This is a genomic window from Cytobacillus solani (assembly GCF_001420595.1).
In the GTDB taxonomy this organism is placed as follows: Bacteria; Bacillota; Bacilli; order Bacillales; family Cytobacillaceae; genus Cytobacillus; species Cytobacillus solani.
This window is the reverse complement of sequence record NZ_LJIX01000006.1, coordinates 3,398,736-3,418,228: the sequence shown is the minus strand read 5'-3', so window position 1 is coordinate 3,418,228 and position 19,493 is coordinate 3,398,736. Positions and strand designations below refer to the sequence as shown.

Here is a 19,493-nt window from a genome sequence, read left to right as displayed (position 1 = left end):
TGGTGAGAACTTGAGAAAATTTCTATTTAGTGCATTTTCACCTTTGATATGGATTCCATTGGGGATCGTTGTTTATTTATCTTACATTCACTTAATATCTTGGCTATCCTATCCAATTGGTGCGGTTGTGGTTATATTTTTCGGTGTAGCTATAATATGTTGGCTTTTCTTCTTTATGAAGGATGTCATCTATTTCATTAAAAGACTATTTAAGGACGATAACACCAGAGATGAAAAGGGATTTAAAAAACATTTTTAGAGGACTCATTGAGTCCTCTTTTAATTTTGGGAGGTAACAAATGAAAAATACTACGGACACACTTTATACATTTATAACAGGCGGCACTTTTGCAAGTGCTGCTTTTCTTTTAGGAGGGATTGATAAACTGCTAATTGCTCTTGCTGTTATTATGCTTACGGACTATTTAACTGGCATACTCGCAAGTCTTGGTGAGAAGACGACATCCTCTAAGAAAGCCTTTCGCGGATTAGTAAAAAAGGGAGCTATGATCTCGCTTGTTATTGTCGCGAACCAACTAGATGTTATTTCAGGATCAGATAGCAACTTCTTAAGAAATGCTATGATCTTCTTTTTGATTGGTACTGAGGGTATTAGCATTACTGAAAACATGCATCGATTAGGAATTCCAGTACCATCTTTTATTAGTGATAGATTTGAACAATTGAAAAGTGAAAAAGGTGATAGCAAGTGAAGGTTGTTCAAAGGCTGGTTCCAGATAATAAAAAGCCTAAATATAACGTTAATGGAAAACTGGTTATATTACCGATGACGCCTGAATATATCACCATTCACGAAACAGATAACACTAATACGGGAGCTAATGCTGATGCACACTCCCGACTACAATTAAACGGAAACAGCAGAAAAGCTTCATGGCACATACAAGTTGATTGCCAACAAGCAATACAATCATTACCTTTTTACGAAGCAGGAATGCATGCTGGTGATGGAACAAACGGTTCTGGTAATAGAAAATCAATTGGAGTAGAAATCTGCGTAAACTCTGATGGAGATTATGAAAAAGCATTACAAAATGCTGCAGAAGTTGTTGGACAACTAATGAAACAATTCAGTATTCCTTCCCATAAAGTTGTTCCTCATAAACATTGGAGTGGAAAGAATTGTCCGAGAAACCTTTTACAAGGTCGTTGGCAAGAGTTTGTTAATCGTTGTATAGCTGAGAGAGGGAAATTAGAACAAGGGGTTGATGAGGTGAAAGAACAAAAATTATCTGATGCTCAAGAAGATGTAAGACAAGAAGCTATACGCCTTGGCATTACAGATGGAAATGATCCATTTCGAGTAGTGAATCAATATTATGTTTGGAATGCGACGATTCCATTAGCAAAACGAATTGAGGAATTAGAAAAGAAAATGAAGTAATAAGAATAGCCCCTCTCTTATTTGAGAGGGGCTTAATTAAAATGGCAAATCATCTGGTGGTTCGATTGGTCTTATTTGTTTAACAAGATCAGTAATATCATGCTGTTCATCCCAAATAACTTTCTCTATTTCCATCCTTCTGAAACCAAACTCTCTCCGTCTGCTCTGAATCCATTCATAAGCAATTATTCCTACTGCAAAGTCTGCATCTTTCTTAAAGTCACTATCTTTTACATAAAACGTTGCCCGACTGGCACTTATGCTATCTTCGACGTTTAGATGTATTGCTATATGCACTTTCATCTTATACCTCTATGCAGTTTTACTTTTGGTACGGTTATTTTCTTTTTTATTGATTTTTATTAGGTCAAATACTAACCAAATAAAAAGAGCAGGTAAATAGATAATGAATCCTGCCACAATTCCCATTGTAAAACTTGTGACAATTAATATCAAAATAGAAGAACCAATAAACGAAACATATCGAAGTGTTTTTGGATCAAGAAATCTCATTAAAATTATTTGAAAAATATTATATATCGCCCATGTAATAATGAATGCACCTATGAAATCAAATACCAACTCCAAATTATTCACTCCTTTCGTATAAATCATCCACTTTTACACCCAACAATTCAGATAATACGTATGCTTTGTCAATAGGAATTAGACTATGTCCAGTTTCGTAGTTTCTTAACTGCGCTACACTCACCTTCAATTTTTCCGCAATAAACTTCTTTTTTAATCCACTTTCGTTAATTAAATCACCGATTTTGCTAATTAATTTAACCACGCTTGTCATCACCTAATACAATATTCAACAAAATTTGGTGTTTTCCTTTCGTCAATTTAATTCAATAAAACAAGCAATTTAATTGACATATCGAACAATCCTTACCTCATACCCTTTACTATACCTAATCTTTTACCACTCTGGAATACTATCGAGAATATGCCCTATATAGCAATGGTGTGTGGATTTAACGACATTTTGCATTCCTGATGAATGGGAGAACTTACTCTGTAAGTTTCAATGAGGTGGCGTTGAAAGGAGGAAATATCTAATGATTTTTGAAGCAGTCACAACAGTTTTGATGGGAGGGTTGGCTCTTAATGCATATTTGTCCAAAAACGGAGAGGGAAATGATTCGAAAAAAATAAATAAAATCTTTACCCTCAGTGGTTTGAATGTGAAAGATGGAAAGCAAACCTTCACAACTCAGTTAGTGAAGAAAAGAAATTATGATTGGGGGAACGAATATCGTTATCGCATACCGTTGGGGCGAAGTTTCGAAGATTATTTAGCTAAACAAAGGACTATTGAAGCTGGAATTAATACTCGTTCAGTAAAAATACAGTTCAAAGACCTTAAAACCCTTAAATTAGATGGCAATATTCTTTCTAACATCAAAAGCCTATACACAAAGAAGCTAACTGCCAGAAAGGAAATTGAGCTTTCATATGATGGTATGTTAATTATCAGGGTTTATAATGATCCTTTGCCAACAAAAGTTGATTTTCATCCATCCTCAGATTGGAAAGTTTTTTTCGGAGTAACGAGAGAACAGAACAAACCTATCAATCACGATTTTAGCAAAATTCCTCATTTAGCTTTAGGAGGGGCAACTAGATATGGCAAATCAAATACTATTAATTGCATTATTACCTCATTGCTTCAACAGCAACCAGATAATACAAAATTACACCTAATTGATTTAAAGGGCGGTGTGGAATTGTGTGATTATGAAAATATTAAACAAACAATCTCGATAGCTTATGAGCCAGAAGAAGCTCTCTTAACACTTGAAAATGCCTATAATCAAATGAAATTAATGCAGCAAAGGATTAAGCGATTAGGTAAAAAGAAAATTGAAGATACAAATATTAAAGAAAGAAACTTTATCATCATAGATGAAGTAGGGGAATTAAACCCTGATGAAGCAGTTGATACAGATGAAAAAAAATTAAAGCAGAAGTGTCAAAAGTATATGTCTCAAATAGCTCGATTAGGAGCTGGCCTTGGCTTTTATCAAGTGCTTGCCACTCAATATCCCACTGGTGATGTTATTCCTCGCCAATGCAAGCAAAACAGCGATGGTAAGTTATGCTTTCGTGTACAGTCCGGCACTGCTTCAAGGGTTGTATTAGATAGTGATGGTGCTGAGAATCTTCCAGAAATAAAAGGACGCGCTATATATCAAACAGCAGATAAACGTATTATTGTTCAAACCCCTCTTATCACATCAGATATTATCCAGAAAACCGTTAAGCCCCACATTATAAACAAAGGAGGGGCTAGAGAGGGGCTAGAATTGAAGCAGCTGAACGAGAGACAAGAAAGAATACTGTTATCATTGAAGAAACTGGACTTTCTTAACAGGGATCAATTAATGAAATTACACAGGCTAGGAAAGAAAAGAAATGCAAATCGAATTCTGCATGACTTATCTTATTATCTATCAAGTTTTAGGGAAGGATACCAGGCTATTTATTACCTTAACAAAGAAGGAAGAGAATATGTTAACTCCCAAAAAGTACGTAAAAAGAATAGCTTTGTAAACCACGTTTTAATGCGAAATGACTTCTATATATTCATGGGTTTTCCTCATGAATGGATAAATGAAGCCAAGGTGAAAGACAGTAAATATTCTGTTGTTTGTGATGCTTGGTTTAAGAAGGGTGGACTATATCATATTTTAGAAGTGGATCACACTCAAAAGATGAAAGAAAATAAAGTGAAAGTCGCGGAGTATAAGAATCTATATAAATCGGGAGAAATGGCTGCTCATTTTGGATATTTTCCTAAATTAATATGGATTACTACTACTGAATTAAGAAGAAAACAGTTAACAGAACTTTGTAAAGGCCTCCCTTGTACAGTGTATACAATCAGTGATATTCGATAAAAAGGAGAGGAAGAGAATGAAAACGATAGCTTTTAAGGACTTCATGAGTGGGGATTTTAAGGAAAAAGAAAAAAATAAAAGGAAAAAGATAGTTAAGAGAACTCTAAGTGCAGCAAGTACCATTTCAATCCCTTTAATGTTAACTGGTTCAGTAGGAGCTGTAGGGCTTGCTATTTCAGGTGTAAAGGTATTAGCTTCTACTTCTGTAGCAATACCTGTACATGAAGCTATACCGGTAACTGCTAAAGAATGGATGGGTGAACAAACTTTGTCGGCATTGGCCCATGTTTTAGATCCAGTCGTAGATATATTGGTTGCATTAAGTTTTCCTGTTGCATCTGTAGTTATAGTAGGAGCATGTTTCTTCTTTATATTTGGAAATGCTGAAAAAGCGTGGAGTATGATTCAAAATGCTGGATTAGGTTATGTGTTGATACAAGTGTCTCCTTTAATTCTAAATGTTTTGAAGCAAGTGGGTAATGCAGTTTGATTTATCTTTTACAGTACAAAAATAGTATTATATGTGCCTATTAACATAACTGCGCATTTAGTTCTTTCAACGATGCATACGAGGGATGCTAGAGGAGCGATTTACAGGTTGAGTGAATTTGGTGTGGATGCAGTAGAAATAGAACAGACCCTTGTTGCTGTAACCGCGCAGAGACTTGTGGAATTATCCTGTCCGTTTTGTAAGGGGGAATGTTCCCCATACTGCTATTGCTATGGCAGATTGAAAAGAGCAAGTATTTTTGAGCTTTTAACTGGGAGGGCATTAAATGCCTCTATGAAAGTGGCGAGAGGTGAAGAGGCTGTTATTAAATACCGAAACTTAAAGGATATCATTAAAAAGGGAATAGCACTTGGTTTTATTAAAGAAACAGAATATGAGCGGTGGGTGCTTGAGCATGATCAAACGTAAGTGGAGTTTGCAGGAGCAATGCCAGTTTTTAAAACGAATGGGTGAATTGCTTACTAGAGGCTATCCTTTATCAGAAGCAATTGAGTCTCTATTATATCAAATGCCAAATAAAAAGAAGCTTGAGCTTAGTCAATGTCTAGCAGATTTAAGAGAAGGCTATCCTTTTTATCAAGTTTTGGCTAAACTCCACTTTAATCAGCATCTGATTGGCTATGTGTATTTTGCTGAGCAGCATGGGGGGTTAGCTGCAGCCTTTCAAGATGGAAGTGAAATGATGCTGAAGAGGGATAGAGATTTTGAAAAGCTAAAGAAATTGTTTGTATATCCTTTATTTTTAATCTTTATAACTGCTGTCTTATTTATATTTGTTGAGAGAATTATATTGCCGAGATTTTCCTCGCTGTTTATCTCAATGAGCCTCAAGCCTAATTTTTTCACAAAGGTTGTTTCCACATTTGGAGAACTATTGCCGTACCTAACGATAGGGATCCTCTTTTTATTCCTGCTTCTCCTATGCTACTACTTCTTCAGATTCCGTCATTTTTCTCAAATCGGACAAAAGAAAATGCTAGTCTCCCTTCCGGTAATCGGGATATTTTTCAAATTGTTTTATACCCATTATTTTTCCGTACAAATTAGTTATTTGTTAGCTGGAGGATTATCTGTTCATGAAGCACTAAGCTTATTTGAAAACAATGATAAACAGCCACTTTACAAAGAGCTAGGTAGGGAATTAAAGCATGGTTTACGAAAGGGCGATAAGCTTGAGGACATTTTAATTAGTTATCCATTTTTTGAAAGAGAGCTTGCTCATATTATTAGGCACGGACAAAGGAATGGAAAATTAGACCAAGAGCTATTCTTTTTTAGCCGATATTGTTTAAACCTCTTAGAGGAAAGAACGGAAAAAATGTTAAAAACGATCCAGCCATGTTTGTATGTATTTATTGGCTTTTTAATTGTATCTATGTATTTAGCTGTATTATTACCAATGTTCCATCTATTGGAGGGATTTTAATGACAAAACGACTAAAAGGTGAAAAAGGATTTACATTGCTGGAGATGATGATTGTCCTTCTTGTTATATCAGTTCTGCTGATTATTACAATACCGAATATTACGAAGCATAATGGAAACATCAATAAAAAGGGATGTGAAGCTTTTGTAAAGATGGTTCAAGCCCAAGTACAGGCATATGAAATTGAACATAAAAAGCCCCCTGCAGATATAAAAGCATTAGTGGATGAAAAATATTTAAACGAGAATGAAACAACGTGTCCAAATGGAGAAGCCATTGTGATTACAGACGGAAAAGTGTCCTCGAAACAAAAGGAATCTTCTACAAATGAATAACACAGAAGATGGCTTTACATTATTAGAGTCCCTCTTTGTACTTAGCGTATTCCTCATTATCGCCTCTGTTTCTGCCATCCTGTTAAAAGCTCAATTTGTCTCTCTTGAAAAACAGCAATTTATTAGCCAATTAAAAGCAGACTTATTATATGGACAGCAATATGCCATGTCACATCAGATTTTGATCACTGTTCATATCCTTCCAGAGGAAAATTACTACTATTTGCGTGAGGGGCATAATAAAGGCTTCTTAATCGAAAGGGACATCCCTGAAGCAATTACGATAAGGGAAGGCACGATGAAGCTTTTTTTTCAATATCATCCTAATGGGAATATCAATCGATTTGGCTCCTTTATTATCATCGTTGATAAAGTTCGTTACAGAATGACCTTCTTAATTGGAAAGGGGAGATTTTATGTGGCGAAAGAATGACGGATTTTTTTTGGCAGAATTATTATTAACTCTTTCTGCATGGCTAGTCATAGCCAGTGTTCTTTTTCCATTGATTATTCAAGCAGTTAATCAATCTCTCCAAGTAAGACAGGAATTCTTTGCTGCTAAGATTTTATACGAAAGTTTAATAGATGCGAAGAAGAAAGCGGTATATCCAGCCACTGAAACAATTGTTGTTAATCAAACTGTATATGAGATCTTTCAAAATGGAAATGGGGAAACCGCTAATATGGAGGTATGCATTAAATATGAAGATCTTCTTCAACAGCCCTATAAAAAGTGTGAAACATTTTAATGATAAAGGCTTTACGATGGTAGAAATGCTTTATGCATTCTCCATTTTTCTCTTAATTGTGTCCTTTTTTCCTCTTAGCTTTAAGTACCTTTTCCAAAATGAACAGTTTGAAGCAAGAAATAAAATAATGGAATGGCATGTTTTTGTGCAGCAATTGAAAAAGGAAGTTCGGCTATCTGATGAGATGTATGTATTTAATGACAGGATTATTTTATGGAAGGATGGACAAAGTATCCAGTTTGATAAGCATGGGTCAAATATTAGGCGAAGAGTAGATGAAAAGGGTCATGAAATTGTCTTTCAGCAAGTGGAAACAGTCTGTTTCGATGAGTTAAAAGACGGCTTCCGGTTGACTGTAAATGATTTATTCCAGCAACAGCATGCTGCCTCCTTCATTTCATTTCTCGATTTGGAGGCAGACGATGATCCGGAATGAAAAAGGTTTTTCTTATCCGCTAACTTTTTGTGTGATTCTCCTAGCTTTCGTTGTGCTCTCCATTCAGCTTGAATTATATGTGTCTGAGAGAAAAATGAATAATGAATCAGTAACGATGTTAAAACAGGAATATTATTATTTAAGTGCGGTGAAATGGACGGAAGAACGATTTTTAGAGGAAGAAAGTGGGGAGGTATCAGGAGTATATTCGTTCACAGCAGGGGAAGTGAATTATCATACCATAAAAGTAACAGACAGCCTATATCGGGTGACATTTATGTTAAAAATAAAGGATCTTCCAGAAATTGAAGGAACCGGTTACTATGACAAAGATCTTCAGAAAATGATAAAATGGAATGAAAAAAATTGAGTGGGGATTTGTGAATGAAATCAATCTATTTGACTGGATTTATGGGGGCAGGAAAAACGACGATTGGAAAAGCACTGGGTGAATACTTGAAGATGCCGGTTTTTGATACAGATGAAGAAATCGAAAAGAAAGAAGCACTTACAATCAGTGAAATATTCGAGCGGCAAGGGGAGGCGTATTTTCGGGCATGTGAGACTAGAATATTAGGAGAACTGCCTGTAGAAGATACAATTATTACAACAGGTGGAGGTATTGTCTGCAAGAATGAAAATAGGAAGTTATTAAAAGAACAAGGAATCGTGATTTTCCTATTTGCGAGTGAAGAGGAAATCGCAAAACGACTTGAACGAGACGAAACAAGACCATTGCTTAGAGGGGATAAACTAGAAAGGATAGGAACACTTTATAAAGAAAGGCTGCCAATATACAAACAGGCTGCAGATAATATAATTAATACGACTGGAAAAGGAATCAGTGAGGTGGTAAAAGAAATTGTCGCCTGTTTAAATTTGCAATAAAGGGGCATACTTGGACGTGTAGTCTGGATTTATTTAATAGAAATCAGCTAAGTGCAGGTGTATGGCAATGAAATCAAATGATTATGTAAAATACATTACGCAGACAGTAGTCAAATATATCGATCAGCCAAAGGATGAACGGAAAAAATACCGGATAGAAAAAAAGAATACAAAAGAGCCTTTTTTATTGAAATGGTTTGGAATTATTCCATATGCCCTTTATGCTTTGTTCAAAAGAAAATAATTAGAAAAGAAACCGGCCGATCGTGGCCGGTTTCTTTTTAACTCACAATTGAACGCTGGAATGCATTTTCTGTCAAATAAAATAACCCGCCATTAATGATCGATATATTTATTCTTGGTTCATATTGCTCCTTTAAAGCTGTTTTTTCAATTTCATAGCTTTCTTCCTTTTCTTCCATTTCTTTATAAAAATGTTCAAGCAAATTCAAATCCTTCTCCCAGCGTGCTGTCGCTTCTTCTGCCCATGTGTGATCCTCTTTATCTATTTCATTTTGTAAAAAATGCTGAATCCTAATCATTCCGCTTTTGGGCATGATTAAAGGGGATAAGGTAAAGGAGTAGTCAGGAATTTTAGGCGTGAGCTCTAGTTCCAAAAGCTTGTCATGAAAACCCTCCACCATTTGTCCATTGATTAATTGTAATCCGATCGACCTGAATACATCTCTTTTGCGATCACATTGGTAGGAGATACGAACGTTCATCCCAAGCCATGGACGTAAAGGGGTTTGCTGCCCAAATGTATTTTTATGTTTTTCATATAAACGAATATAGCCTGCGAGCTTCTTCGTAGATTCGAAAATTTGATGCAGCCGTGGAGAGCCAAAGTGGATCGTTTCCCCTTTTAATGCTTTTGGGGCAGCTTCAGGATTTGTGATCATAGTCAGCTGCAACGGATTCGGAATGCCACCTGTTTTTTCTAGATAATGCCAGTAGAATGGTCGATTCATTAGCTGTTTGTCTAGCTCAATTGTTAATTGTACAGTTAGATAGCCAGGTCCCGACTCAATCATCTCACAGTAGTTTGCATGAAAATACCTTTCAAGAAAATGCTGAATTTCCTGTTGCTGCACGCTGTTCACCCGCTTTCATCTCTTCTGCAAATTGAATCATCGAAGTTAAATTGTCCATTTTTATTCTCATTTCACCTTCTGAAGAAGACTTGCCAAAAATGTCGATAAGATGGTCATCGATATTTCCGAAGTCAAGCTTTGTTAGAATATCATCTAAGTCACCAATTACTTTTTCAAAAAGATGTATTTTTTCATACAATAGCTTCAGAACATGTTCCTCCACTGTATCCTTTATGGCGAAGTTGTAAATGTTTACATCTTTCTCCTGTCCAAGCCGGTGGATCCGCCCAATTCTTTGTTCTAGCCGCATAGGATTCCATGGCAAATCGAAATTAATAATATGATTGCAAAATTGAAGGTTAATGCCTTCTCCTCCCGCTTCCGTAGCGATAAGAACTTGAGCGTTTTTTTGAAATAGCTCTCTCATCCAATCTTTTTTTCCACGCCTGAATCCGCCTCTAAAAGGGACTGATGTAATTCCGTGCTGCTTAAGAAACCATTGTAAATACATTTGTGTGGCTCGATATTCAGTAAAAATAATAACTTTATCATTTATTTGCTTAATTAATTCCAGTGCCTTTTCTGCTTTTGCATTCTTTTGAACTTCTTCTACCTTCGTGATTAAATATAGAATTTTATCCTGATATTCTTTTGTAGGCTCTTCTTTTTTCTGGAGCATATTTCTTAATGTGAAAAAAACAGCCTCTCTGCTGCTGCATGCTTCCCGTTGAAGGGTCATAACAGAAAATTGGCTTGAGCTCATCCAGTTCCCATCTCCACGAAGGTTTGTAACTGCTTCATATAGCTCTCTTTCTTCCTTTGAAAATTCAATTGGCAATGTTTCCACATTTCGTTTCGTCCATTCAATCCCTGTATCTGCTCTTCGGTTTCGAATCATCACTTTATTGACAAGCTCTTTTAAATATTCATTATCATCCAGTGATCGTGAATCCTTTTGATATTTTTCATAGAAATCAGCTTCATTGCCTAAATGACCAGGCTTTAATAGGGAAACTAAGTTAAAGATTTCACTGATTCGATTCTGAATAGGTGTAGCGGTCAGAAGCAGGCAGAATTTCTTTTTTAATTTTTGAACAAACTCATAGTTTTTTGTCTTATTGTTTTTCAGTTTGTGAGCTTCATCGATTATGACTAAATCATAGTCTTGATTATAGATAATATCCTTATGGGGATTTCGCTTAGCTGTATCAATCGAAGATACGACCACATCACATTGTTCCCATACATAGCTTTTCCGCTGTGCAATCGCAGGGATGAAAAACTTTGAATTTAATTCGATGGCCCACTGTGTGACAAGAGAAGCAGGAACAAGGATGAGCACCTTTTTCACTAGTCCTCTAATCATATATTCTTTTAAGATCAAGCCAGCTTCTATCGTTTTTCCCAAGCCAACTTCATCAGCAAGAATCGCTTTTCCATTCATATTTTCTACTACCTGTTTAGCCACTTCCAGTTGATGTGGCAAAGGAATAAGGCTTGATAGATGCTTGGGTGCCTGAAGTCCTTCAAATTCAGGAATGATTGTATGATTTTCTACTTCTATGGCTAGTTTATAAAGCTCCCAGCTTCCCCATGGTCCGTCCTCTTCAATTCTATGTAAAAACTCATTTTGCCATGAAGAATCAAAATTTATTTGCACTGTCATCTAATCCAACTCCTTAAAAAGAGAAAAATAATTCCCCATTGCTCAAAAGTGGTTCTAATGGTAGGATAAAATTAGCTTTGAAAGTTTTGAAATTTGCCACTTTACTTAGTTAATCGAAATAATATTGTTTACTTTTATTTTCCGTAATCGTTCAGTTGGTATTTGCGTTTAGTATGAACCAATTGGGAAAATTTTATAAATGCGGATGAAGGCAAGGGGAGAGACTACATTTGTAGCGCCGAAGGAGCAAGCAATATTTATTGTGAATCTCTCAGGCAAAAGAACCCTTGTTGGACGTAGCTCTGGAGAGAGCTCATTTTTATTGTCTAGCTCCAGCGCCTAACCCTCGAGGTCACAAGCCATCCTGAGGGTGACCAGGTGCTTGCGCTTTTCTCGATAAATGAGCCACCAAAGGGGAAAACCGTAAACGGTAAACTTTCAGGTGCAAGGACAGAGATCTTCTCACGATACGAGGGGATTCTCTGTCTTTTTTTATGGATGTAAGGTAAATTTTCAAACCTTTCAAAAGGATTAAAGGGGGACGAGTAAATGTCACAGTTAAAACGAACACCATTATTTGATGTTTACAAAGACTATGGTGCAAAGACAATCGACTTTGGAGGCTGGGATCTGCCTGTTCAGTTTTCAAGCATCAAAGAAGAGCATGAAGCAGTAAGAACAAAAGCTGGTTTGTTTGATGTATCCCATATGGGTGAAATTGAAGTAAAGGGTTCTGACAGCCTTTCATACCTTCAAAAAATGATGACGAATGACATCTCAAAATTAAAAAACTCAGCAGCCCAGTATACAGCTATGTGTTATGAAAATGGCGGAACTGTTGATGATTTGCTCGTTTACAAATTAGAAGATAATCACTATTTACTTGTTGTGAACGCATCAAATATTGAAAAAGATTATAAATGGCTAGAAGAGCATCTTGAAGGCAATGTGGAGCTAAAAAATCTTTCAGATGAAACGGCTCAGGTGGCAATCCAAGGCCCATTGGCTGAGGAAATACTGCAAAAGCTTGCAGGAGACATAAATTTAGCTGATATTGGTTTCTTTAAATTTCAGGAGAATGTAGATTTAAATGGAAAGAAAGCACTTGTTTCTAGAACTGGCTATACAGGTGAGGACGGCTTTGAAATATATTGCGATGCTAAAGACGTTGTGGCAATCTGGAAAGATATTTTAGAAGCTGGTAAGGATGAAGGAGTTCTCCCTTGTGGTTTAGGAGCTCGTGATACATTGCGCTTCGAAGCCAATCTTGCTCTATATGGGCAAGAATTATCACCAGAAATTTCTCCTCTTGAAGCAGGAATTGGCTTCGCGGTTAAAGTACAAAAAGAAGCAGATTTTATTGGAAAAGAAGCACTTGCCGCTCAAAAAGAGAAGGGTTTACCAAGAAAATTAGCAGGGATTGAAATGATTGACCGCGGGATTCCTCGTCACGGCTATCCTGTATATAAAGGCGATGAACAAATTGGCGAAGTGACTACAGGTACACAATCACCTACATTAAAGAAAAACATTGGCCTCGCTCTATTAAAAACAGAACATACAGATATTGGTTCTGAAGTAGAAGTTGAAATACGCGGAAAACGCTTGAAAGCTGTTGTGGCGGCTACGCCTTTCTATAAAAGAGAGAAAAAATAGGAGAGGAGATATAACAATGAAACATCGCTACTTACCGATGACAGAGACTGATAAGCAAGAAATGCTCGAAACAATCGGAGTCAACTCAATTGATGAATTATTCAGTGATATTCCTGAACGTGTAAGATTTAAAGGGGAATATAACATTAAACCGAAGAAAACAGAAACGGCATTAATGAAAGAACTTACACAAATGGCACAAAAAAATGCCGATTTAAGAAGCCATACATCCTTTCTAGGTGCAGGTGTCTATGATCACTATATGCCAGTAATTGTCGACCATGTGTTATCACGTTCTGAATTTTACACAGCTTATACGCCATATCAGCCTGAAATTTCACAGGGAGAGCTGCAAGCAATTTTTGAATTCCAGTCCATGATCTGCGAATTAACGGGGATGGATGTAGCGAACTCTTCTATGTACGATGGAGGAACGGCTTTGGCTGAAGCAGCGATGCTTAGTGCAGGGCAAACACGCCGCAAAAAAGTGCTCATTTCAAGCGCTGTTCATCCAGAAGCAAAAGAAGTGGTGAAAACCTATGCAAAGGGCCAATATATTGAAGTAATAGAAATTCCGCACAAGGATGGAATTACAGATGTTGCTGCTTTAAAAGACATGATCAATGATGAAATCGCCTCGGTCATTGTTCAGTATCCGAACTTTTTTGGCCGTATTGAACCGTTAAAAGAGCTTGAAGAAATCATTCACGCACAGAAATCATTGTTTGTTGTTTCAAGCAATCCGCTGTCTCTTGGGGCATTAACACCTCCAGGGAAATTGGGTGCAGATATTGTTGCCGGTGATGCTCAGCCATTTGGTATCCCAACTGCATTCGGTGGTCCACACTGCGGTTATTTCGCTGTAACAAATAAATTGATGAGGAAGGTTCCGGGTCGTCTTGTTGGTCAAACAGTTGATGAAGAAGGACGCCGCGGTTTTGTCCTTACTCTTCAAGCACGTGAGCAGCATATTCGCCGTGATAAAGCAACATCTAATATTTGTTCAAACCAAGCATTAAATGCTTTGGCTGCATCTGTTGCAATGACAGCTCTTGGAAAAAATGGCGTGAAAGAAATGGCTATCTCCAACATCCAAAAAGCACACTATGCGAAGGAAGCATTTAAGACCAAAGGGTTTGAGATTGCGTTTGAAGGTCCTTCCTTCAATGAATTTGTGGTGAAGTTAAATGCGTCTGTTAAAGATGTAAATAAAAAGCTGCTTGAAAAAGGGATGATTGGCGGCTATGATTTAGGCCGTGATTATTCAGATCTAAAGAATCATATGTTAGTTGCTGTCACTGAACTAAGAACAAAAGAAGAAATTGATACATTTGTAAATGAAATGGGGGATTACCATGCATAAGGATGATCAAGCACTCATTTTTGAAATATCGAAGCCTGGCCGCATCGGTTATAGCCTCCCGGAAATGGATGTTCCGGAAATAGATATAAACGAACTAATTCCTGCCGGATATTTAAGAGAAGAGGAGCCCGAGCTTCCTGAAGTATCAGAGCTTGATATTATGCGTCATTACACAGCTCTGTCTAATCGGAACCATGGGGTTGACTCAGGCTTTTATCCGCTTGGATCATGTACAATGAAATATAATCCGAAAATCAATGAGAATGTGGCGCGTTACCCTGGATTTGCCCACTTGCATCCATTGCAGGATGAGAGTTCTGTTCAAGGAGCATTAGAGCTTATGTACGATTTACAGGAGCATTTAATTGAGATTACTGGTATGGACCAAGTAACGCTTCAGCCTGCTGCTGGTGCCCATGGCGAATGGACAGCTCTTATGATGGTCCGTGCATTCCATGAAGCAAATGGAGATCATAAACGGACGAAAGTGCTCATTCCTGACTCTGCGCATGGGACGAACCCTGCATCTGCAACAGTTGCTGGTTTTGAAACTATTACCGTTAAATCTGGCGAGAATGGGTTAGTCGACTTAGATGATCTCCGCCGGGTAGTTGGGGAAGACACGGCAGCTCTTATGCTGACCAATCCTAACACTTTAGGGCTTTTTGAAGAAGATATTCTTGAGATGGCTGAGATTGTTCATGCTGCTGGAGGGAAGCTCTATTATGACGGAGCCAACTTAAATGCAGTTATGTCAAAGGCACGCCCAGGAGATATGGGATTTGATCTTGTGCATTTAAATCTTCATAAAACATTTACTGGTCCACATGGCGGCGGCGGTCCTGGTTCAGGTCCTGTCGGAGTAAAGGCGGATTTAATTCCGTTCCTTCCAAAGCCTGTGCTTGTGAAGCAAGGAGATCAATTTGTATTGGATTATGACCGCCCGCAATCGATTGGCCGTGTGAAGCCTTATTATGGTAACTTTGGCATAAATGTTCGTGCATATACGTATATTCGCACGATGGGTCCAGATGGACTTAAAGCGGTGACTGAATATGCCGTATTAAATGCAAACTATATGATGAGAAGATTGCAAGAATCGTATGATCTTCCATTTGATAGACATTGTAAGCATGAATTCGTCCTTAGTGGAAAGCGTCAGAAGAAGTTAGGAGTAAGAACACTTGATATTGCGAAGAGGCTTTTAGACTTCGGTTATCATCCGCCAACCATTTACTTCCCATTAAACGTGGAAGAATGCATCATGATTGAGCCGACTGAAACGGAATCAAAAGAAACACTAGATGCATTCTGCGATGCTATGATCCAAATTGCGAAGGAAGCAGAAGTGAATCCAGAAATCGTGCAAGAAGCGCCTCATAATACAGTGATTGGGCGTCTGGACGAAACTTTGGCAGCTCGTAAACCTGTCCTGCGCTATCAAAAACAATAACCTGACAAGACTGGTTCTTTATAAGAGCCAGTCTATTTTTGTTCACTGATAGAATTTATAAATCGCTAGTTTGAAGGTATTTAAGGTAATTGCAACTGTTAGATAGGGGCAATTGCAAATAAAATCAGTTTTTGGCAAATAAAATAGGTAGATTGCAAATAAAATCTGTTTTTCGCAAATAAGATAGGAGAATTGCAAATAAAATCTGTTTTTCGCAAAAAAATAGGACGCTAACCACTAAAAATTGTTACGTTGTACATAAAAAATCCTCTGCGCGAATAGGCTAGAGGATTTCACTATTAGTTTTTCGCTTTTATTTTGCCGCCCCATTTTTTAAAGCCGCCTTGAAGTTGAGATAGGTCTTTATAGCCTCTGCGGTAAAGGAATTGTGCTGCTCTTCCACTTCTCATTCCGCTTTGGCAATATAAATAAACAGGCTTGTCTGTACGAAGCTCTTTCAATCGTACTTTCAATTGAGACATGGGAATATTTCGGGCGCCGAGAATATGTCCTGCTTCAAATTCATTCTGTTCTCGGACATCAATTAATTGGGCTTTACGATAACCCTCGCGAAATTGTTCTTCTGTTAACGTCTTGACAATTTTTCGCTGATATAACCATGTAATAACTGAGTAGACAATAATTGCCCCTAACATAATTAGAAGTAAATAAAGGGTATTCAATGCGTCTTTCTCCTTTCAATCTTAGCTAGGCCATCTTTTATTATATAGGTCTTTCTTGATATGAGTAAAGGAATTCAGATAAATTTTCTTCTATTTCCCTATTTTCTTCAACTTCCTTTGTTTTTTTATTGTATTTTGATAGACTAAAAACGTACACATAGCAAAACAAATCGTAAAAGAGGTTTTATAATGACAAAAGAAGTTTGGCGTTTTATTGATTCTGGTGCAGGGTCACCTTCCTTTAATATGGCATTGGACGAAGCACTTCTTGATTGGAATAGCGAAGGGAAAATCCCGCCTGTTATCCGTTTTTATGGATGGGATCCGGCTACTCTATCGATTGGTTATTTTCAAAAGGTAGATAAGGAAATTGATATGGAACAGGTGAAGGCACATGGACTTGGATTTGTCCGTCGTCCGACTGGCGGCAGAGGAGTGCTCCATGAGCATGAACTTACATATAGTGTGATTGTATCTGAGGAGCATCCTGATATGCCAAAAACTGTTACTGAGGCTTATCGAGTGATTTCTGAGGGAATATTGAAAGGATTTCACCATTTGGGAATGGATGCTTACTTTGCCGTTCCAAGAACTGCGGAAGAACGTGATTCATTGAAAAATCCCCGCTCAGCTGTTTGCTTTGATGCACCAAGCTGGTATGAGCTAGTTGTAGAAGGCCGGAAAGTGGCCGGAAGTGCACAAACTAGGCAAAAGGGAGTAATTCTGCAGCATGGTTCTATTCTGCTTGATATAGAAGAAGATAAGCTGTTTAGCTTATTCAAATATCCAAGTGATAGAGTAAAAGAGCGGATGCAAAAAGCCTTTAAAAATAAAGCAGTTGCGATAAATGAAATAAGTAAAGAAAGAATTACGTTAGAGCAGGCAAAAGAAGCATTTAAGAAGGGCTTTGCCGAAGGACTGAATATTGAACTTGAGCCATATGATCTTTCAGCAGAAGAGCTTGCTTATGTAAATAAAATTGCTAAAGAGCGTTATGAACAAGATGAATGGAATTTCAAAAGATAAAAGCGGCCTCGGCCGTTTTTTTTGCTTTTAAGCATATATAAATTTTAAGTAAGACGATTATTCGACGTAGTCGATATGAATTAAGTATAAGTGCAACTGCTGCGTCTCTTTCTTCGTCTTTTTTTATAGACTTTTTGTTCTAACTCTCTGTTTTCAAATATGACAAATGTCATCTGAAATAAATGACATAATCCACTAATCCAATATCTTCCTACAGCTTAAGATTAAAGTAGAAAAGCTGGAGGTGGAAAAATGGATTCGATTGTGGTTCTCGATCATGTTACGAAAACATTTAAAAATAAAAAAGCGGTGGATCAGGTTTCATTTTCGATAAAAAAAGGAGAAGTTGTTGCGATTCTTGGTCCGAATGGAGCGGGGAAAACAACATCTATTATGATGATGCTTGGGCTGCTCGATCCAACAAGCGGGGAGGTAAGAGTATTTAACAGTCACCCAAAGGAAAAGAAGATCCGAGAGAGAATCGGTGCGATGCTTCAGGAGGTTAGTGTGATTGATGCTTTAAAGGTGAAAGAAATTATTCAATTATTTAGAAGCTACTATCCAAATCCAATGCCTTTTGAAGAACTAGTCGCATTTACTGGTTTAAATAAGGATGATTTAAAGAGAAGAGCTGATAAGCTTTCGGGAGGGCAGAAACGCCGCCTTGGGTTTGCACTTGCATTGGCAGGAGATCCTGAATTAGTCTTTTTTGATGAACCGACTGTTGGATTGGATATTACTTCTCGAAAACTGTTTTGGAATACAATTGGTGAATTAAAGGCTCGGGGAAAAACGATTATTTTCACAACACATTATCTTCAGGAAGCAGATGATGTTGCAGATCGAATTATTTTATTTAACCATGGAACAATTATTGAAGACGGGACACCAGCAGAAATAAAAGCAAAATTATCTAAACAATCAGTTTCGTTTGCTGCAAGTGAAGCAATAGATATTGCAGATTTAAAGCGGCTTCCTCATGTATCAGATGTATATAAAAGAAACGATAGAATCTATGTGATAACTGATCAAACGGATGCTGTCATAGCTGCATTATTTGAAAAGAACATTAAAATAAGTGGAATTCAAATCGAACATGGACGTTTAGATGAAGCTTTTGAGCAATTGACTGAAAACAAGGAGGCAATATAATGAGTGCTTTTCGTATGCAATGTAAAGTAGAAATCATCCGTATTTTGCGGAATCCATACTTTGTCTTTTGGTCCTTGCTTATGCCGATTGTATTCTATATTATTTTCACAAAAGTCTTTAATACGAATATTCAAGATAAACAAGAGTGGCAGGCCCATTACTTAATGTCGATGACAGCCTTTAGTGTGATGGGTTCAGCGATTATGACACTTGGAATTAGGCTTGTGGAGGAACGGACAAAGGGCTGGTCTTTATTTATGCGGATCACTCCATTATCTGACCATGCTTATTTTGCCGCAAAAATGATTGGGCAAACAGTCATTCATCTATTTTCTATTGTAATTATTTTTATTGCTGGTGCTTTAATTAATGGTGTTACGCTAACAGCTTTTGAGTGGCTGATGAGCGGTATATGGATTTTGCTTGGGTCACTTCCATTTCTTGCCTTAGGTACGTTAGTAGGAACGATGAAGAGAGTAGATACCGCTTCTGGTATTTCAAATGTTATTTATATGATTCTCGCAATATCAGGGGGTATGTGGATGCCGATGGATGTGATGCCAGCGTTTATCCAAAAAATTGGGATATGGCTTCCGTCGTATAATTTTGGTAACGGTGCCTGGGAAATCATCCGTGGGAATACCCCAGAGTGGATAAATTTTCTTCTATTAATAGGATATCTTTTCCTTTTCATGCTATTATCTAGTTATATTAGGAGAAAGCAGGAAGCGGCGGTGTAAATTG

General features: G+C 37.4%; 26 protein-coding genes and 2 riboswitches. Of the genes, 20 read left to right on the top strand and 6 right to left on the bottom strand.

Features of this window, described 5'->3' with window-relative positions:
* Positions 1 to 10 precede the first annotated feature (10 nt).
* From AN957_RS18980 to AN957_RS18970, 3 genes are read left to right on the top strand one after another with little or no spacing between them, the layout of a single operon-like run.
* Positions 11 to 259: a hypothetical protein gene (locus AN957_RS18980; RefSeq protein ID WP_056685587.1), complete on the top strand. Its 249-nt coding sequence runs from the start codon at positions 11 to 13 to the stop codon at positions 257 to 259.
* A 40-nt stretch (positions 260 to 299) separates the two neighbouring features.
* Positions 300 to 713, top strand: coding sequence for a phage holin family protein (locus AN957_RS18975; RefSeq protein WP_056685583.1), 414 nt, complete (start codon positions 300 to 302; stop codon positions 711 to 713).
* Positions 710 to 1,405: a peptidoglycan recognition protein family protein gene (locus AN957_RS18970; RefSeq protein ID WP_056685580.1), complete on the top strand. Its 696-nt coding sequence runs from the start codon at positions 710 to 712 to the stop codon at positions 1,403 to 1,405. The genes AN957_RS18975 and AN957_RS18970 overlap by 4 nt, the downstream gene beginning before the upstream one ends.
* A 36-nt stretch (positions 1,406 to 1,441) precedes the next feature.
* Here the strand turns inward: AN957_RS18970 and AN957_RS18965 are convergent, their stop codons facing one another.
* Genes AN957_RS18965 through AN957_RS18955 form a run of 3 tightly spaced genes read right to left on the bottom strand, consistent with a single transcriptional unit; the run spans position 1,442 to position 2,198 of the window.
* On the bottom strand, positions 1,442 to 1,708 hold the full coding sequence (locus AN957_RS18965; RefSeq protein WP_056685577.1) for a hypothetical protein: 267 nt from the start codon (positions 1,706 to 1,708) through the stop codon (positions 1,442 to 1,444).
* A 9-nt stretch (positions 1,709 to 1,717) separates the two neighbouring features.
* A complete protein-coding gene (locus AN957_RS18960; RefSeq protein WP_056685574.1) occupies positions 1,718 to 1,993 on the bottom strand; it encodes a hypothetical protein in 276 nt (91 codons plus the stop codon).
* A 1-nt stretch (position 1,994) separates the two neighbouring features.
* Positions 1,995 to 2,198, bottom strand: a complete 204-nt coding sequence (locus AN957_RS18955; RefSeq protein ID WP_156341153.1) for a helix-turn-helix domain-containing protein — start codon at positions 2,196 to 2,198, stop codon at positions 1,995 to 1,997.
* A 271-nt stretch (positions 2,199 to 2,469) separates the two neighbouring features.
* Here AN957_RS18955 and AN957_RS18950 point away from each other — a divergent pair, with 271 nt between their 5' ends.
* The 11 genes from AN957_RS18950 (at position 2,470) to AN957_RS27040 (ending at position 8,900) form a co-directional block, all read left to right on the top strand.
* The gene (locus AN957_RS18950) at positions 2,470 to 4,311 is read left to right on the top strand and encodes an FtsK/SpoIIIE domain-containing protein (RefSeq protein ID WP_156341152.1); all 1,842 of its coding nucleotides are present in this window, start codon (positions 2,470 to 2,472) and stop codon (positions 4,309 to 4,311) included.
* Positions 4,312 to 4,327: 16 nt separating this feature from the next.
* Positions 4,328 to 4,801, top strand: coding sequence for a hypothetical protein (locus AN957_RS18940; protein ID WP_056685568.1), 474 nt, complete (start codon positions 4,328 to 4,330; stop codon positions 4,799 to 4,801).
* A 33-nt stretch (positions 4,802 to 4,834) separates the two neighbouring features.
* Positions 4,835 to 5,230 carry an ATPase, T2SS/T4P/T4SS family gene (locus tag AN957_RS18935; protein WP_075209183.1) on the top strand — a complete coding sequence of 132 codons (396 nt, stop codon included), beginning with the start codon at positions 4,835 to 4,837 and terminating at the stop codon, positions 5,228 to 5,230.
* Entirely contained in the window at positions 5,217 to 6,248 is a 1,032-nt protein-coding gene (gene comGB, locus AN957_RS18930; RefSeq protein ID WP_056685563.1) for a competence type IV pilus assembly protein ComGB, read from the top strand. Before AN957_RS18935 ends, comGB begins: the two co-directional genes overlap by 14 nt.
* The gene (gene comGC / locus AN957_RS18925) at positions 6,248 to 6,583 is read left to right on the top strand and encodes a competence type IV pilus major pilin ComGC (protein WP_053476997.1); all 336 of its coding nucleotides are present in this window, start codon (positions 6,248 to 6,250) and stop codon (positions 6,581 to 6,583) included. The genes comGB and comGC overlap by 1 nt, the downstream gene beginning before the upstream one ends.
* Complete coding sequence (gene comGD, locus AN957_RS18920) at positions 6,576 to 7,016, top strand: competence type IV pilus minor pilin ComGD (RefSeq protein ID WP_056685560.1); 441 nt, start codon at positions 6,576 to 6,578, stop codon at positions 7,014 to 7,016. Before comGC ends, comGD begins: the two co-directional genes overlap by 8 nt.
* Complete coding sequence (locus AN957_RS18915; RefSeq protein WP_053476995.1) at positions 7,000 to 7,332, top strand: hypothetical protein; 333 nt, start codon at positions 7,000 to 7,002, stop codon at positions 7,330 to 7,332. Before comGD ends, AN957_RS18915 begins: the two co-directional genes overlap by 17 nt.
* Complete coding sequence (comGF, locus tag AN957_RS18910) at positions 7,286 to 7,768, top strand: competence type IV pilus minor pilin ComGF (protein ID WP_056685558.1); 483 nt, start codon at positions 7,286 to 7,288, stop codon at positions 7,766 to 7,768. The genes AN957_RS18915 and comGF overlap by 47 nt, the downstream gene beginning before the upstream one ends.
* On the top strand, positions 7,755 to 8,138 hold the full coding sequence (gene comGG / locus AN957_RS18905; RefSeq protein WP_053476993.1) for a competence type IV pilus minor pilin ComGG: 384 nt from the start codon (positions 7,755 to 7,757) through the stop codon (positions 8,136 to 8,138). The genes comGF and comGG overlap by 14 nt, the downstream gene beginning before the upstream one ends.
* Positions 8,139 to 8,152: 14 nt before the next feature.
* A complete protein-coding gene (locus AN957_RS18900; protein ID WP_053476992.1) occupies positions 8,153 to 8,656 on the top strand; it encodes a shikimate kinase in 504 nt (167 codons plus the stop codon).
* 67 nt (positions 8,657 to 8,723) lie between these two features.
* The gene (locus tag AN957_RS27040; RefSeq protein WP_075209182.1) at positions 8,724 to 8,900 is read left to right on the top strand and encodes a YqzE family protein; all 177 of its coding nucleotides are present in this window, start codon (positions 8,724 to 8,726) and stop codon (positions 8,898 to 8,900) included.
* Positions 8,901 to 8,937: 37 nt separating this feature from the next.
* Here AN957_RS27040 and AN957_RS18895 read toward each other — a convergent pair whose 3' ends face one another.
* Entirely contained in the window at positions 8,938 to 9,750 is an 813-nt protein-coding gene (locus tag AN957_RS18895) for a YqhG family protein (RefSeq protein WP_056685555.1), read from the bottom strand.
* Entirely contained in the window at positions 9,719 to 11,416 is a 1,698-nt protein-coding gene (locus AN957_RS18890) for a DEAD/DEAH box helicase (RefSeq protein WP_056685552.1), read from the bottom strand. Before AN957_RS18890 ends, AN957_RS18895 begins: the two co-directional genes overlap by 32 nt.
* A 205-nt stretch (positions 11,417 to 11,621) precedes the next feature.
* Positions 11,622 to 11,713: riboswitch (glycine riboswitch) on the top strand.
* A 3-nt stretch (positions 11,714 to 11,716) separates the two neighbouring features.
* Positions 11,717 to 11,872: riboswitch (glycine riboswitch) on the top strand.
* Between the two features lie 93 nt (positions 11,873 to 11,965).
* On the opposite strand from AN957_RS18890, the gene gcvT reads away from it, so the two are divergent.
* From gcvT to gcvPB, 3 genes are read left to right on the top strand one after another with little or no spacing between them, the layout of a single operon-like run.
* A complete protein-coding gene (gene gcvT / locus AN957_RS18885) occupies positions 11,966 to 13,072 on the top strand; it encodes a glycine cleavage system aminomethyltransferase GcvT (RefSeq protein WP_056685549.1) in 1,107 nt (368 codons plus the stop codon).
* Positions 13,073 to 13,088: 16 nt separating this feature from the next.
* Positions 13,089 to 14,435 (top strand): aminomethyl-transferring glycine dehydrogenase subunit GcvPA, encoded by a 1,347-nt coding sequence (gene gcvPA, locus AN957_RS18880; protein ID WP_056685546.1) that lies wholly within the window; start codon positions 13,089 to 13,091, stop codon positions 14,433 to 14,435.
* A complete protein-coding gene (gcvPB, locus tag AN957_RS18875; protein ID WP_056685543.1) occupies positions 14,428 to 15,888 on the top strand; it encodes an aminomethyl-transferring glycine dehydrogenase subunit GcvPB in 1,461 nt (486 codons plus the stop codon). Before gcvPA ends, gcvPB begins: the two co-directional genes overlap by 8 nt.
* A 299-nt stretch (positions 15,889 to 16,187) precedes the next feature.
* Here the strand turns inward: gcvPB and AN957_RS18870 are convergent, their stop codons facing one another.
* A complete protein-coding gene (locus tag AN957_RS18870) occupies positions 16,188 to 16,571 on the bottom strand; it encodes a rhodanese-like domain-containing protein (RefSeq protein ID WP_053476986.1) in 384 nt (127 codons plus the stop codon).
* A gap of 189 nt (positions 16,572 to 16,760) precedes the next feature.
* Here AN957_RS18870 and AN957_RS18865 point away from each other — a divergent pair, with 189 nt between their 5' ends.
* From AN957_RS18865 to AN957_RS18855, 3 genes are all read left to right on the top strand, one after another.
* Complete coding sequence (locus AN957_RS18865) at positions 16,761 to 17,597, top strand: lipoate--protein ligase family protein (RefSeq protein WP_056685540.1); 837 nt, start codon at positions 16,761 to 16,763, stop codon at positions 17,595 to 17,597.
* Between the two features lie 252 nt (positions 17,598 to 17,849).
* Positions 17,850 to 18,749 (top strand): ABC transporter ATP-binding protein, encoded by a 900-nt coding sequence (locus AN957_RS18860; RefSeq protein ID WP_056685538.1) that lies wholly within the window; start codon positions 17,850 to 17,852, stop codon positions 18,747 to 18,749.
* Positions 18,749 to 19,489 carry an ABC transporter permease gene (locus AN957_RS18855; protein WP_053476983.1) on the top strand — a complete coding sequence of 247 codons (741 nt, stop codon included), beginning with the start codon at positions 18,749 to 18,751 and terminating at the stop codon, positions 19,487 to 19,489. The genes AN957_RS18860 and AN957_RS18855 overlap by 1 nt, the downstream gene beginning before the upstream one ends.
* Positions 19,490 to 19,493 lie beyond the last annotated feature (4 nt).